11 protein-coding genes are annotated in these 15,211 nt (G+C 32.9%); 3 read left to right on the top strand and 8 right to left on the bottom strand.

What is annotated here, in order from left to right; all coding sequences use genetic code 11:
* Nucleotides 1–6 precede the first annotated feature (6 nt).
* Nucleotides 7–1,062, top strand: a complete 1,056-nt coding sequence (locus NEF87_RS12280; protein WP_457920036.1) for an alpha/beta hydrolase — start codon at nucleotides 7–9, stop codon at nucleotides 1,060–1,062.
* A 38-nt stretch (nucleotides 1,063–1,100) separates the two neighbouring features.
* Here NEF87_RS12280 and NEF87_RS12275 read toward each other — a convergent pair whose 3' ends face one another.
* Nucleotides 1,101–1,358 (bottom strand): cold-shock protein, encoded by a 258-nt coding sequence (locus NEF87_RS12275; protein WP_371801653.1) that lies wholly within the window; start codon nucleotides 1,356–1,358, stop codon nucleotides 1,101–1,103.
* A gap of 115 nt (nucleotides 1,359–1,473) precedes the next feature.
* Here NEF87_RS12275 and NEF87_RS12270 point away from each other — a divergent pair, with 115 nt between their 5' ends.
* The gene (locus NEF87_RS12270; RefSeq protein WP_371801652.1) at nucleotides 1,474–1,908 is read left to right on the top strand and encodes a hypothetical protein; all 435 of its coding nucleotides are present in this window, start codon (nucleotides 1,474–1,476) and stop codon (nucleotides 1,906–1,908) included.
* A gap of 2 nt (nucleotides 1,909–1,910) precedes the next feature.
* Here NEF87_RS12270 and NEF87_RS12265 read toward each other — a convergent pair whose 3' ends face one another.
* From NEF87_RS12265 to NEF87_RS12245, 5 genes are all read right to left on the bottom strand, one after another.
* Complete coding sequence (locus NEF87_RS12265) at nucleotides 1,911–2,228, bottom strand: hypothetical protein (protein WP_457920035.1); 318 nt, start codon at nucleotides 2,226–2,228, stop codon at nucleotides 1,911–1,913.
* Nucleotides 2,229–2,329: 101 nt separating this feature from the next.
* A complete protein-coding gene (locus tag NEF87_RS12260) occupies nucleotides 2,330–2,893 on the bottom strand; it encodes a hypothetical protein (protein ID WP_457920034.1) in 564 nt (187 codons plus the stop codon).
* A complete protein-coding gene (locus tag NEF87_RS12255; RefSeq protein WP_457920033.1) occupies nucleotides 2,874–3,536 on the bottom strand; it encodes a hypothetical protein in 663 nt (220 codons plus the stop codon). The genes NEF87_RS12260 and NEF87_RS12255 overlap by 20 nt, the downstream gene beginning before the upstream one ends.
* Before the next feature lie 3 nt (nucleotides 3,537–3,539).
* Nucleotides 3,540–7,091 carry an AAA family ATPase gene (locus NEF87_RS12250; protein WP_457920032.1) on the bottom strand — a complete coding sequence of 1,184 codons (3,552 nt, stop codon included), beginning with the start codon at nucleotides 7,089–7,091 and terminating at the stop codon, nucleotides 3,540–3,542.
* A gap of 29 nt (nucleotides 7,092–7,120) precedes the next feature.
* The gene (locus NEF87_RS12245; RefSeq protein ID WP_457920031.1) at nucleotides 7,121–8,485 is read right to left on the bottom strand and encodes a hypothetical protein; all 1,365 of its coding nucleotides are present in this window, start codon (nucleotides 8,483–8,485) and stop codon (nucleotides 7,121–7,123) included.
* Between the two features lie 693 nt (nucleotides 8,486–9,178).
* On the opposite strand from NEF87_RS12245, the gene NEF87_RS12240 reads away from it, so the two are divergent.
* Complete coding sequence (locus NEF87_RS12240) at nucleotides 9,179–9,961, top strand: HD domain-containing protein (protein WP_457920030.1); 783 nt, start codon at nucleotides 9,179–9,181, stop codon at nucleotides 9,959–9,961.
* Here NEF87_RS12240 and malQ read toward each other — a convergent pair.
* Together malQ and NEF87_RS12230 are read right to left on the bottom strand one after the other, a co-directional pair.
* On the bottom strand, nucleotides 9,956–11,530 hold the full coding sequence (gene malQ / locus NEF87_RS12235) for a 4-alpha-glucanotransferase (RefSeq protein ID WP_457920029.1): 1,575 nt from the start codon (nucleotides 11,528–11,530) through the stop codon (nucleotides 9,956–9,958). The two genes, NEF87_RS12240 and malQ, sit on opposite strands and share 6 nt — an antisense overlap.
* A 98-nt stretch (nucleotides 11,531–11,628) precedes the next feature.
* Nucleotides 11,629–15,210, bottom strand: coding sequence for a HEAT repeat domain-containing protein (locus NEF87_RS12230; protein WP_457920028.1), 3,582 nt, complete (start codon nucleotides 15,208–15,210; stop codon nucleotides 11,629–11,631).
* Between the last annotated feature and the right edge of the window lies 1 nt (nucleotide 15,211).

Genomic DNA, 15,211 nt, shown 5'->3' with positions numbered 1-15,211 from the left:
AAAATCATGATCATACGACCTAAACATTATTTGTTATTTATTCTTGGTTTAATCCTAGCAAGTTTCATTTTTTATGTAAATTATGTGTTATTTCAATCGAATCAAGGCCCTATTGTTGGAGATTTATTGCTTTCTCTCTTCACTTTTATCCTATGGTGGGTATGTTGGGCATTATATTTTGAAATGCGTGATTTTTGGCAATTTCGATGGTACGGAAAACACGTAAATCATCCCAATGTGACTATAACTCCTTTTCTTTTCCCACTCACTTGGGAAATGGAAAAGCCTACTGAAAATTTAGAAATTGAGTCATTTTTAAATGGTGAATTACTTCATTGGAATGGAACTTCCCAAAAATCTCCCATTGTGATTTTTTCTCATGGATTTTCCGATGATTCAAAATATGTTCGACATTATACAGTTCCTATTGCTCTTGCTGGCTATGATGTGATTGCTTATGACTGTCGAGGAGTCAGTGGTTCGCGTAAAGCAGGAAAAAATAATCAGTTTGTTGAAATCACACATGACTTGGGTGATATAATTCGTTTTCTTCAAGATCATGAGGCATTCAAAGGTCGCTCTATATATTTGGTTGGAATTTCCTTAGGTTCGGTTGCATCAATCAAACAAGGTTTACTATTTCAAGGATTAAGTGTCGAGAAGATCGTTGCAGTGGCATGTATTGGAGATTATTCGGATGTTATGCCCTCATCGCCTATTCCTTTCAAACGAAATTGGTGGTTTTGGCTTCGATACACCTTTTTTGGTGTTCCTATTAATCCACTTCCTAAAATAAAAAAAGAAATTTCTCCCGAATTACAAATTTTAGAAAAGAAAAAAGAATTTACTTCCACCGTTGATTGGCAAAAATATGCAGCGAAAAGCCTTTTTCTTATCCACTCTCTCAATGATAAAGTAATATCAGCTATAAACTTTAAAAAAAACATTACCGCTTCTGAAATTCCTATAGAAAACTGGTTAGTAACACAGCGAGGTGGTCATAACTTTTTAAAATACGAATTGATATTAACTTCAGCTATTATTGAACGTTTAAAGAGATAAGTAGTTCTTTTTTTCCTCATAACTAAGACGATTTAGAATTAGTTTGTTTCTTTGAATTCTTGTGGAATTATCTTTACATTGGACGCTTCTATTGTTCCATCTCTTTTTCCTGGTGAAATTTCAAAGCTAACTCTAAGATCGGGTAATAGTGTTTTGAATCCATCCATTTCTACCTTAGAATAGTGCACGAATATCTCCTTATTTTCTTCTCCTTCGGCAACACTATCACGAATAATAAACCCATACCCTTTTCGCGGGCTAAACCATTTGACTGTCCCAGTTTCTGTTTCTGGCATTTTTTTCTCTAGTGTTTTATTTTGTCGTATGGATTTAAAAAGCTTATTTATTGATAACTTCTTTATTCGAGTTTAATTTTAATTGATTTGTAAAAATAAAATTGGAACTAAAAAAATGAATTTACTAACTAAAATAAAATATATTAAATCTCTTCTAAAAAAAAAAGCAAAAATTACCCCATTTCCCCAAAATGATGCTGAAGCAATTGTAATTCAAGAACAGAATATCGATTCTTCTTTTACATTTTCGGTTGGGGTTGGAATTGTTAAATCTAATGAATCTACTTCACGCTATTTTGATGTTCAAGGGCGAGTTTTTGATGATACAATGCATAAATTTTATCCCAGTAATCTTCGAATTGAACCAAAGCAAATTGCTGGCACAAAAGGATTGGAATATTCTTGCGCAATTTTTGAACCCGGTTTGATCCGAGCTGTGGACGAAGCCGATTGGTCTCAAAAGTTCGTCACCCTCGATCATTTAATTGATGTGTTAGAAAATCTGGGAAAAAATGATTTAGGTTCCCTCTTTGATAAATTTAAGTCGTAAAATTATACTGAATTGATCAAGAAATCAGAATTAGGTGTAATAAGTAGTAAACTCTCTTCTAATTTTGAGACCATAGCCCCATTTTGAATGCAATAATGTTTAATTTTTTGTAATGAATTATGCAAATCCTGATTCGTACGATCTTTTTTTGCTATTTGCACTAGGGGTTTTAAATTACATATCATGATGTTTCCATCCAGAAGATTGTGACGAAGAACGGTAAAGTCACGGTGAGAATTAATCGTAATTTGTTTGATATGTACTTCTTTATTATAGCGTGATGAGAGTCCAGATTGTTTTTTCTTTGTAAATATTCCCAAGGTTATCCTCTAACGAAAAATATTCTAGTCTTTGTAAAAAACATGTCAATTATTACGATATTATCTAGATAATATGACTACTCCCCTTATGGTTATTAATATTAGGGATCTTTCTTTAAATTTCCTGCTCGATAGGCTTCTGTTTCCATGAATTGAGAAAATTGGTCTAGATCAAGATAATATCCTACGTTTTCATGAATTTTAACTTGATTTCCAGACTGTTTAAGTAAATATAGTTGACATAATTCTTCCACATCACCCTGAATATCCATTTTTTTCCGTACTTTTTGGATTGTGCCCAGATCTGTGGATCCTGAATTGATTAGGCACAATGAAAGAATCACCGTAAAGGTAGCGGCTAACCGTGTTTTATTAGAAAATGGATTTCCTGCGAATAAGTTTTGAATATCATGGTTTTGGGTTAGATACCAATAATGATTGAACGGATTTTGGCGAATTTTTAATCCAAAAGGTTTTATATTTTCTGCAAACTGCTCTAATAATCTTTGATATTGATCTTGGCCAATTTTGCCTTTCATTCCTAATTTATCCTTTAATTCTTCTGAATGGGAACCAATTAGTATTTTACCGGGTAAAGAATTGTCACTTTGTTGTCTGGATAGTAAGTGGAATAGAATAGCGTACTCATTCAGTTTGAATTTCACCTTTTATAAATTGTTGGGTCGATTTTTTAAAGTAAAGATATCCTTCTTGCAATAGATGAAGGATATATGAAAATTGTTCGAAATATTTATCTGGATTATCAAAATGTCCTAAAATATCATCCATGGTGGCAGGTAAGATCGGCTTTATTCGATCTAAATAACTTAACATTTGTTCTTCAAAGGGATCACTAAAATCTGTGAAACTCCCCACTGTTTTCTTTTCAATCGGAGAAATCTCTTGAATTGATTTCGTGTGGTGAATTTTTTTATCTCTTACTAATTTTGCCCAATTTCCAACGAGATAATTCATTGATAAATAGGGTAATTGAATGGGTTCATGCCATACTTGTGATAAAATAGTTGCTAGTTGGTGATCCGTCGCAGTTGAAGTGATAAATTGAAAAATTTGATCCTTTTGTGTTAAATAATTGATGAAACGTTTCACTTCTTCAATCTTTTGTTCTAGCATCAATGTACCATTTTGCATGACAGAAATCCCAAGATCTAAATCACTCGGAGATATTAATTCTTTCAATTCTATGAAAATCGATTTCAGATCTTCTTCAATGAGGGAAATATGGTCCATTTCCATGCGATCTTTGAGTCTTGTCGTTTTCGCCAATAAATTCGACAGATCCGGCATTTTCTAGCTCCTTTTCATTGGTCGGCTGTAATGGACTGTTGAAGGTCCATTTTTACCATTTCGACTAACACCTATGACTTTATTAGCTAGTTGTAATAGGGTTTTATTTTTACTAGGCATTAAGATGACAAATTGAACTCCAGATTGAGCGAGTTGATAAACAAGTTTTGCAACAGTTTGAGCATTTTTTTCATCTAGAAACATATCACATTCATCATAAATATTAAGAGGTGAAGGATTAAGCTGATTCAAGGAAAGCATAAGACATATTCCTACCATGGATCTTTGCCCACCGCTTAAAGCTGCTAATGGATACGACATTTCTTCTCCATCTATTTTAAAGAAAATATTGATATTGAGTCCTAAGTTTTTTATTTCTCCTTTCAGCTTCAACTGTACACGGAAATTAAGTTCAGCTACAGAAAATTTCTTATTCATAGCTTCTTCTAAAATGATAATAGATTTCTCAAATTTTACATAATACGCTTCTTCTAATTCTTTTTCAGCTTCTTGGGCAGCATCAATTTCTTCGTGAATCATTTCTCGCTTTTCATTGATCCGAGTTATTGAATTTTCTATTTTTTCTTTTGATACAAGAATAGAATCATCAATATCACGATAATTACTAATAAATTTCTTGATTAATGCAATATCGGTGGCAATTTCTTGAAAGGAACGATCTTGGACAAAATGGGTTTTTTTATCTTTAAATGTTAGTTCTATTTGGTCCAACTTTTGCTGATTGATTGAGATAAATTCCGTTATTTTTTCGATATTTAAGTCAATTTTTAGCTTGTCAAAATTTTTTGTACTTATTTCTTTATTCAAAATGGAAATGGATTGGATATATTCTTTGAGTTGATGAGAAAGGTTTGTTTTTTCTTTCTTTAAGGTATCTATTTCTGTCTTTAAACCCATGTTTTCTTTAAACAGGTTAAAAAATTCACCATCAAACTTCTTTAAATTGGTCTCAATAGTTTCTTTTTCTTGATTTTTTAAGGATATACTGGTATCAATTGTAGATTTCTCAATTTTAAGATTTTGGAGTTCCTCCTTATAGTTTGTTTTTGTATTTTGATATTGTTGCAGCTCGTTTTGGTAATTTTGGATTAAATGGGGGAGTATTTCAAGTCGTTCTTGTCCCGATAAGGTTTCTTTGGGCAGATTCGATTTGATTTTCTCTAATTCCAAGTCTAAATTTACACAAGTTTCCTTCACCAGTTCCATCTTATGATATGCTTTTTCGCGTTCAGAGATGAGTTTATTTTTCCGAAGAGTACCCATTTCGAGAAGCTTATATTTTGTTAGTAGCATTTCAATTTGGGTTAATCTCGTTTGGAGAATTTTCCTTTTATTCTGTTTTTCTAATTGTAACTGCTTGCGTTGATTAACTTCCTTCCGATTCATTTCTGCTTTTTCATTGAGTTCGATTAAATATTGTTTAGCTTGAGCCACATTAGCAAAATTTATTTGGTTTTTATTTGTCAAATGAGGTCTTGATTCAATCACCAATTTCTTTGGTCGTATTTGTTCTCCATCCAAGGTGACGATCCATGAGTCATAATTATAATTTTGAACGAAATTTATAGCGGTAATGTGGTCTTTAACTATTAGCGTTCGATTAGCGACACTATATATCACTTTTTTAATCGCAATATCTGGATTTAAATAATCGATTTGGTTTACCATGTATCCAAAAATACCATTCTTCCCAGCATTTTGTGGTTCTGCAAGCTTCCGGAGGGGATTGGATCGTTCCAAATAGATATTACATTGAGCTCGAAAGCGTTGAGCCATATTTTTCAATTGCGCAAAAGTTTCATTATCCTTGGCTATGAAGCTATTTAACACACGAGATCCAAATATTGATGCAATTGCTTTCTGAAATAATCCATCAAAGGAAATATAATCAATGAGGGGTCCAAAACAATGTAATTTTCTCTCCCGAATTTCTTGCATCATGGATTGAATTGCTTTGGGTTTGGGCATTTCTTTATCGTACACCGAATGTTTTGTTTTTTCGATTTTCTCAATTATCTCTTTGTAAATCTTATCTAAATCTTGAATGTCGTTAGTGATTTGAGTAATTTGAGATTCATATTTTTGAGAAACCACAATCATTCGAGATTGGAGATCGGATCTTGGATTTTTCATAAACCAACTAAACGCTTCTAAGTCGTTTCTAATCTTTTTAATATCCTTAATTTTTCTGGCAATTTCTTCTTCTAATTCCTGATGTCTTTTAGTAATTTCTTCTAACCGTTGGATTTCATTTTGTTTCTGGGAGGTCTTGGCTTGGTACTCGAGTAATATTTTTTGATGGGTATGAAATTCTTTATTCAATTCACGTTCTTCTTCTTGAAACGTGTTTAATTCTTTTTCATGATTGCTTATCTTAATTTCAATTTGCTCAAGCTGTTTGTTTGACGCATCCATTTTAATTGCGCAAGTTTTTGCATCGGATGTATAAAGTTCAATTTCCTTACTTAAATCTTCAATTTTTTCTGCAATATTATTTTTTTCTGTGGTTTTTTTTGTTATTTCATCTGTAATAATTTGTAATCGGGCAGACTTTGTGGCTAAATCTGTTTGAATCTGTTCCAATAATGAGTTTTCGGAATTAATTTTTGTTTGTTTCTCACTTACTTCTACTTCTAGTTTCTGGATTTCCAAAGCAATATTAGTACACCGCGTTTGTTGGAGGAGAATTTCTTGTTCCTTCTCTTGAATGGCTTGTAAAATTTCTTTTCGCTGATTCCATAATAATTCATCCTCTAAAAGATCCAGTTTTTGAAGGAATTCTTTCTTTTTCTCAAGTTTCTTTAATTTTGGCTCCAATTCAACTAATTGATACGTTAAATTCTCTTTTCGCGCTTGCAATACTGTGTTTTCTCGCACTAATGCTTCAATCTTCTGTTTTTGATCCAAAATTTGATGGCGTAAAATATCAACCCCTATCCCTACCTCTACAAAATTGCATAAAGTTTCCTCTTTGAAATCCTTGATTGAATCAATATTACCTTGTGACATAAAAGAAAAAATGTTATCGGGATCAATTCTGATGGTCTGTGAAAAATTTCGAATCGTTTTAACGTTAGTTCGTTGAATTTTTTTGGTTTTTGGATATTGAATTGCAAATGTTGGTGCTTTGTTTCGTTCTACGCTACGTTGAATGATATAATGTTGAGAGTCTATCTCAAAATGTACTTGAACTAAGGCTGAATTTGCTCCAGACCTGATAAAATCGGCCCATTTTCCATAACGACCGTCATAATCATTGGAGCCTAAAACAAATTTAAGGGCTTGATAAATGGTGCTCTTTCCCGCACCATTTGGACCGGTGATAATGGAGAATTCAGGATCAAAAATCACCTCATCGTGCTCAAACGAGAGAAAATTCTCCAGAATAATTTTGTGTATTTTTACATTTTTTACCTTGGTTAAATCCTGATCGAAGGACGGACCTAAAATATCTTGTTTCTCCTCATTTTTTTCAATCGTCTGTATTTCCGATTGTGAAGTTGGATAGGCAAGAATATCGTTCGATTCGGTCATTTTTTGATACCTCTAAGGAAAGATTTGGTTTATACTAAATGTAATATTTTATCAATTGCGTTTTTGGCTTTATTTAATTTTTGAAGGGCCTTATTCGGGTCATCCCGCATAATGAAAGCATGATTTGCTAACAATTTGCGTTCCTGAGGTTGTAAGACTAATCCCTTGGCAAGTTTATCGATTGTAATGCATAATTCTTCAAAATTAGTCGAGGCTGCATCTTGGTATAGTTGGGATTCTAGATTAGAGTGAGTTTGATTACTAATGGTTTGAAGAATTTGAGCGTTTTCAGTTGTTCTATATTTATCATGTGCATTAGATCGACCAGATTCATCATTAAGTGTTGTCTTTTCGCTTAAAAATGCTTGTGGATTGTAGAATCTATTGTTTTCTAACATTTCGAGAATATAATTATCATCGAATTGCTGCTTATTTTTTTTTTGGGTAAATTGTTGGGCTTGAAACAAGTGATTTGCATAACGAATATGATTTCGAATATGAGCATAATTCCAATTTCTCATTTGCAGGCTCAAATGTTCCCCTTCAATTGCCCCTTCTGGAGAATCGGAAAATAGGGATTCTAAAAATCTTCTGCGGCTTTCTGCATCTGGTAAAATAATATTTAGACTGGAACCGAAATTTGAAAAAAATTCAATGGGAATAATATTCTTGCTGATATCAATGATTACAATCGTAGATAATGGACAAAGGGTTCTAATGTTATTAATAAGTGTGAGGCACGTGGAAAAAATTCGTTTTTCATTAATAATGCTGGATGATCGATTTTTCGATTCATTTGTGTGATTCCATTCAAAAGCAAAAGCTTCCAAGGGAATAACGAATAAAAATGATTGGTTTATGAGATTTCGGAAAAATTTAATGACTTCTTCTGCATTTTTTTCATAATTTGAGAAAAAATCCATTCCAGTCTTTTCAGATAAACCAAGATAATAGAAGGGTAAGTTTTCAATCTGACTAAATGTATATAGAAATGGAAGTAGTTCGTGACCTTCAAAACATCGGATAAAAATATTTGAAAAATTTAGTTTTTTTTTCAATGCTATCTCTCGATCTTCACCATTATTTAGAAATTTAATATGATTTAATATCTCAAAAAGGGGGTTGTAGTGAGGATAATATTGATTTAGTTGATTTGCCATAGTTGATTCAAAATTTTTCAAATTTTGGAATAAGAACGGGCTTTTAGATTGGTTTAGGGTGATAATTGAACTGTTTTCAGATGAAAAAGACTTGTTTTTGATTTTCTGACTTTCCTCTTCATTTTTTAGATGATCTTTTTTTTGATGTATGTCTGCTGAATTAAGGGGAGGCTGTATGGAATCTGGCTGTTTCTGATTGATTTTTGTCCGCTCTATTGGTTCTTTGTCCGTCATACATCATTTCTCCTAATTCTATGTTCTAACTGAACTATTTAAACTTAAGGCAATAATAAATGGAGGTATTAATCTAAAAATAATCTCATCACGACTATAATTTAATGCTTTTTTTGAAAAAAAATAAAATCAATTTCTGATTGAGAACATTCCAGTAAAATTGAACTATTTACACTTTCAAGAAATTTTGGTTCGCTAAATATTGCAAAAATCCCATAAAATGAAGATAATTGAGATACTAAAGGTTTAAAGAACTTGGATGTAATAATAAAATTGGAGTTGCTAAATTCAATGCCAAAAAATACGCCTCGAAAAAAGAAAATGGAAAATAATCGTAAAGATAAAAAGGATAAAGCAAAAATTAACAAGAAAGCTGTCAATGATAAGAAGAAAAAGTAAAGTTCTTTGTCCTAAATTCACTGAGATTGATATGAAGATCAGTAAATATTATATATCAATTATCCCGACTTCGATCTTAATTTGTTCCACCATGGTAAAACGTGCTTTTTTTTGATTGACATTATTCATGTGGTGTGATTCATTCACGTAATCATTCCAATGGCCTCAATTCATAACTTTAGAATCTTGGCCATTGAATATTGATTTGCTTTCGAATAAAACAATATCTTTAATTCTGCTTGAATTCATTCACAAAAATTCATTTGGATTGGTATATTTTTACAATCATTCCCAATGGCATCGATTCATCACTATCAAACTATGAAATCATGGTTTACGTCGTATTCTCAATCTTTTCTGACTTCTGATCTTGGTTTCAATCGAAATATTCAATTGAAGATTGATCATACCATGCGAGTGATTGCGGCAATTGAAGATATTGCCTCCCATCTTAAAATTTCACCAAATGATGTGGAACTTTCCCGGATAATTGCGTTATTTCATGATTTAGGCCGTTTTCAACAATTTTTTGAATATAATACATTTGCAGATAGGAAATCGGTGAATCATGCCCATTTAGCAGTTAATATTCTTCAAAAAAAAGATATACTCGCCATTTTACCTCCTAATGAACAAATCTTAATCCTTTCTGCAATAAATTATCATAATGTAGCTCATGTTCCTCTGGAACTTTCTGATCAGGAAATTTTCTTTACCAAACTCATCCGAGATGCCGATAAAATTGATATTTATAAAGTCGTGTGTGATCACTACCAAAATCCAGACCCAATATTTGCAAATACTATCGAATTAGGATTACCCAATTCCCAAATTATTTCAGACAAAGTTTTCACCTCGATTATGAATGATCAATTAGTCAAGCATGAAGATATTGTTTCGGTCACAGATTTTAAGATTTTACAACTCGCTTGGGTATTTGACTTAAATTTTCCTCGATCTTTTGAAATTATAAAGGAAAGAAGATATATCGAAATCTTAAATCAAACTTTACCGCAGACAGAAAAAATGGCAAAAATTTACGAGAAAGTAAAAAATTATTTAATAAATCGTTCATGATTTAGGGTCAACGGGTAATCTTCCGTAGAGGGATGCTATTTTACGTATCCAAATGGCTTTTTGTTCGGAAAGATCCCCATATTTTAGTCGAAATTGCCAATTACCTTGGGTTACACTTGGAGTATTCATCCGGGATTTTGAACCCAATCCCAATAAGTCTTGAATAGGTATAATTGCAATTTTTGCAGAAGTTCGATATAATCCTTTGATCATATCCTCAATGATATTCATTCCTTCTGCGTTTAAATATTCCATAAACATTTCTTTTTCTTCTTTAGTTGCCCCATTTTGCCACCATCCTACCGTGGTGTCATTGTCATGAGTACCTGAGTAAACAATTGAGTTGGGAATTACATTATGAGGTAAATGCGGATTATTTGAATCGTCTCCAAATGCAAATTGCATTACTTTCATCCCAGGAAAATCAAATTTATCTCGTAATTGCTCAACTTCAGCAGTAATTATGCCTAAATCCTCAGCAAAAATTGGTAACTGCCCCAATTCTTTCTCCACTTCTTTGAAAAGTTTTTCCCCTGGTGCCTTTACCCATTTTCCTTTAATTGCATCCGTGGCGATCCCGTCAACTTCCCAGAAGGCTTCAAATCCTCTGAAGTGGTCAATTCTAATCCAATCATAAAAGTCTGCTAGCTTTTTAAATCGCCTAATAAACCATTTAAAGCCATTCAACTCCATTTGTTTCCAATTATACAAAGGATTTCCCCATAATTGTCCTGTGGGGCTAAAATAATCTGGAGGGACACCTGCTTGTGTTTCCAAAATGCCGGAAGAGTCAAGAGAAAATAATTCCGGATTGCTCCATACATCTACAGAATCATGGGCTACAAAAATTGGCATATCTCCAATAATTTGGATGCCTTGTTTATTAGCATAGGTTTTTAATTCTTTCCATTGCTTCGCAAAGATCCACTGGATAAATCTGTAGTAATCTAACTCTTTTTTATGTCCTGCAATCCATACTTTAATCGCGTTTGAGTGAATTCGTCGATTTCGATATTTTTCCGGCCATTTGATCCAAGATTTTGAGTCATGCTGATTTTTTAGTGAAGTAAATAATACAAAATCATCCAACCAGTCTTTTTCTTCTCGGCAAAAATCTGAAAATTCTTGTAAAAATTGGGTTTTCCCCTCATAGTTTGACCTTATGAAATTGTTATAAGATATTTCAAACACTTGATATTTGCTTTTCCTCACAGCCTGATAATTAATTTTTGTAGAAATTGTCCATTGAATTTCTGGAGTATTGGGATCTGGACTGGTTTCGAAACACTGCATGACTTCTTTTTGAGTAATCAATTGCATTTTTATGAGTCCATCCATGCTGATTAAAAGAGGATTCCCTGCAAAGGTTGAAATACATTGATAAGGTGAATCTGCATACCCAGTAGGTCCTAATGGTAGGATTTGCCAGAATTTTTGACCACACTTTTTTAAATATTGAATAAAATGAATTGCTTTGGAACCAAAATCCCCTATACCAAATGGTGTATGAAGGGAAGTAGGGTGTAAGAGAATTCCCGCAGACCGTGGGATTGAATTTGTTTTACGCATTTTAATCCTAAAATTGTTTTTCTAAATTACTTGTTACTAGATTAGAATTGAAATTTAAAGGATTTATCAAAAAAGATGAGTAAAAAAAGTGGAGGGAATTAACTTAATTCTTTCAAATTTGCATCGCATTCGCGCATTTTATCCACTTCATCCAATGAAGTGAAGATTTCAAGTGCTTCCTCAAATTTCTGCTTTGCCAATTCTCTATTGTTTAAGGTCTTATGGATTATTCCCATTTGAAGCACTGCATTGGGGGTATAAAACTCATAAGGCGATAATTGCTGAGAGATTTCAAAAGATTTTAGCGCATATTTCAGATATTCAGGATCTTGATCTTTCAAAAGTAAAAAGACTTCACCCTGATCATGGAATTGCTTCCCATCCGCAGTATATTGCGTGGCGTAGAATATGAATTGCTTTTGGAGGATCTCATCATCTGTTTTGAAAAACCGTTTGAAACTCAGTAAAGAATCTACTCGATCGATGGTTTCCAAGATTTCATTGTTATAATTTGCATAATACGCTTGAGCAAGCAAAGATTTAATAGTTTCTAAAATAACATCTTCATTCTTTGGTTTCTTCTCATCTTTTTGTGCAAAAAGAAATACTGGGAGCAAATCTTGAATCGAATCGGAAATTTCATTCATTACTGAATCTGGAATGCCTTTCAATTGTAATGCTTCTAAGAAAATAATGATAAGATTACCAATTGTATATTCTGCCTTATCAGCGGATCGTAACCATGAGATTTGATTGTAGAATGCATCATTTTCAATCCGTTTTATAGCTTTTCCGGATTGAATCATCCCATATCCAATGGTTCCTAAGGCTCTTGCAATCACATCCTTCGAGAAAGGATTAGTATCACCCATTAGCACATTTTGCAATGTGATTATGATTTCATTTGATGGGTGCACTTTTCCAATTTCCCCAAGGGTTTCAGCATATAGTTCTACTTCACTAACCTTATCTTCATCGTGGCGATCCAATTCGAAGAATTTTTGAATTAATACAGGGACCACAGCCGTTGGGTTTTGCTTGCCAATTTTTCCTAAAGCAAAGATCGATTCTCTACGAACTTGAGGATCTTTATCGTCCAGACATTTCACAATTACTTCGGGTTTAATTTCAGGTCTATTCTTTCCCAAAAATCCTAATGTCAGAATTGCTTCACTTCGCACACTTGGATCCTCATGCTCTGTCAAGCTGTAGATCAATTCTAAATCGGTGCTTAAATGTTCTTCTACTCCGGAGACAGCAATCACATGCAAACAATCCCTTACTAGTTCCAAGTTTTCTTGACTTTTCAAATGCTTTTCGAGTTGTGGGTAAATATCTTCATCATATAATGGCGATATTTGTTTTAAAGCCTCACTCGCATTTTCAGTAACTTGAACATTGCTTGAAACCAATGCGTTCATATAATAATCTAAAATCGAAATAGCTTGGTTATCGATAGTGATCTTATATCCTTTATGCATGATCAAAAATTCCGCTATACTTTCGGTCGCTATATGAGCCACATCATCATTAGCATCATTCGTAGATAAAATCAATAGCTCCACTAAAATTTCATCAATTTTATCTTCTGGACATTTTAATATATAGTTCCCCAAAGCATCTACTGCAGCATATCGGATAAAATCTCTTTGATCCTTTAAAAATGGTTTTAAATTATCCAAAATTGCTGTAAACTGGGCCATATTATAATATACCATATAACTGAGGATAACAATCGCATTCTGAATTATGAAATCTGTGGTATCTTGGTCTTTCCCTTTGGAATAGGTTAAAAAGGGTATAATTTTTTCAATATCTATATCATCTGCAATCCGAGCACTCATTTTTACTAAAGCTTCTAAACAAGTATCAATCGCCCCTTCATTAGTATCATCTTTTAAGACAGTATACACTGCATCTAAGGCAAGCTTGACAAATTCTTTATCCGAAGAATCTCCTTCCAAGATCATTTCTGACATAGCTTGGAATGCCGCGAGTCGCACATCATAGCGCTTACTGCTAAACAATGGGAGAATTTTGGACAAAATTACTTTCATGTTCTCCTTCGTTTCTCCGATATCACCCAGTGCATCCAAAATATATCTTTGAGTATAATTATCAACAATTTCTAATGCGTTAATTAGGCGTTCCATAACCAAATCTGGATAAATTTCCCCAATTTCTCCTAAAGCATCAAATGCTTCTTTGCTCAAGTAATATTGTTCTTGAATTTCTGTTGTATCCTTCTCGATTGTATCTTTCTCAATCGTTACTGCAAAAATGAATTCAATTATTTTCTGTGCGATTTCTCTGTCATCTACCGACATTAGGAATAAATATTGAGCCGCCTTTTGTCGAACTTGTTCGTTAAGATCTACTCCATATTTTGAATAACTCGGAGCTAATAAAAGTGATTTGTACAAGGTTGCATAGTCATATTTTTTCTTCTTTTCCTTCTTCTTTTTATCTTGTTTTCCTTTTTCCAGATCTTCTAGCATTTCGTTACGACTTTCGACCATTTTATCCAGATCTATTTTTCCAAAAGCTTTGGTAGTTGATTGAAGACGAATATCCGAATGAAAATCTGAGTTAACTTGGACAAGATTGATTATTCCATAAACGAATGTTATACCGCTTGAAATTATAATTATTGGTAATAAGAGTGTGTAATTATAGAAGACATTTCCTAAAGACGCAATAAATGGGATTGGAATTGAATCAAAAATGGAAGCAACGACGGAAGGGTCAATTTGCACGAAACTTAATAACATATTCACTCCAATTCCAATCATTAAATATCCAGAAAAGAGAAAATCTATTGTTTTTGTTTTCGATTTCTTATTCCAGAATTTAGAGAAAAATCCTTTGATACCAAAAACTGTTGTAGTAAATAGGGATATATATGCATTATATTTATCCAACTGACTACTAGTAGAAGATTCTGTTGGTATCTCTCCAACGCCTCTAATTGCCTTCAAAATAGGATTTCCAAAATTATAGATATTTAGCATAAAAGGAATCCAAGTTATAGCGACCATTATTATACCTATCACTTTTTTATTTCCTAGTTTTCCTTTGGTCAATACACGGGCTGGGATTGTATTTGTATAAGTTTTAGCTATAATTCCTGAAACCGTTCCATTAGCTGCAAAATAAGCTAAGAAGAAGAGTGGAAAAAGTAAGAACCAAATAAATGCAATTTGCTGCCAAGGTTCGTTCGAAATTAGGTTGATAATAATAATTGGAACTAGATAGATGATTATGAAAATAAGTAAAGATACCAAATATGCCACCTTTCCTTTAAACCGATCTAATATTTTCGATTCCAAGAACTTATGAAAATCATGTACTGAATCGCTTGTGGGTCGCCCTAAGAAAATTACTTCCCACAGAGGATATATTACAAGTACCCCTAACATTATCATTAAGACATATCCAGCGATACTTGGAATTTCTACTGGTAATATTAGCTCGAAAGTGATATTCACAATGAAAATCATTGCTAAGCCAAATAGCAATCCAAATCCAATCATGGCTAACCAATCAGAACCGTTAAATTTTTCACCCTCAACTGTATTGATTTTCTTCAAATTCTTATATACTAAGAGAAATCCCATGAAAAATACAATTACTCCAATAATTACGTATGTTAGTTGAATTAATATATCTGGTAATGCCATT

The sequence above is a fragment of the Candidatus Lokiarchaeum ossiferum genome (assembly GCA_025839675.1).
GTDB lineage: Archaea > Asgardarchaeota > Lokiarchaeia > Sigyniarchaeales > Promethearchaeaceae > Lokiarchaeum > Lokiarchaeum ossiferum.
Note: the sequence above shows the minus strand (reverse complement) of the source record. Positions and strands in the feature narration are given on the sequence as shown.